This window comes from Streptomyces sp. PA03-6a (assembly GCF_033792765.1).
In the GTDB taxonomy this organism is placed as follows: domain Bacteria; phylum Actinomycetota; class Actinomycetes; order Streptomycetales; family Streptomycetaceae; genus Actinacidiphila.
In genome coordinates, this window is record NZ_JARAVK010000597.1 from 1 (window position 1) to 764 (window position 764).

The 764-nt window shown below is 73.0% G+C and carries 1 protein-coding gene; it reads right to left on the reverse strand.

Annotation, left to right across the window (positions count from 1 at the left end):
* Positions 1-740, reverse strand: a 740-nt coding sequence (locus PV350_RS46820; RefSeq protein WP_500339335.1) for a S8 family serine peptidase, incomplete at its 3' end; no start/stop codon positions are given.
* Positions 741-764 lie beyond the last annotated feature (24 nt).

A 764-nucleotide genomic window follows, 5' to 3' on the forward strand; every position in this document is an offset into this window, starting at 1 on the left:
AGGTCGATCTGCGGGGCCGAGAACATCGCGAAGCCCAGCGTGTGCGTACCGTCGATGCCGGGCACGTCCGCGTTCAGCCACGCGGAGTACGTGCTCGGGGACAGGCGCAGGTCGATGCGGCCCGAGGCGTCGACGGCGAACGCCTTGGGGGCGGTGTTGCGCTCCACGTCCTTCAGGATGAGCGTGCCGGGAAGGGCCTTGCCGCGCCGGTCCTTGGCGGTGACCGTCAGGTTGACCCGGCGGCCCTCCTTGTTCACCCCGACCGTGGTGCGGGCCAGGGCCGTGCCGTCGGCGCCGGTGGCGACGAGGCGGGTGGAGTAGGCGCCGTTGTCCTCGGCCGCGTCGAGGTGGGTGATCACGCCGACGGAGGCGGTGCCGTGGGCGGGCACGGTCAGCCGCGGTTCGGTCAGCGTGAACAGGCCCTCGGGCAGCTGGCCCGGGCTCAGGGACAGGTCCACGGTGACCGGTGCGGCGCCGGAGTTGGTGTAGGTGACGTCCTTGCGGACCGTCTGACCCGGCGTGTACGGGTAGTGCGTCTGCGCGTACGCGTCGCCGGAGGCGACCAGCGTGGCCTTCACGGCGGCGGCGACGTCCACGCGCCCGCTGCCCGCCTCGAAGGGGCTGAACCGCTGGGTGCTCGCGGTGGTGCTGATCAGGGCGGCCTTGAGCTGCTGCCCCGTCCAGTCCGGGTGCTCGGCGGCCAGCAGGGCCGCGGCGCCCGCCACGTGCGGCGTCGCCATGGAGGTGCCGCTCATCGTCTGGTA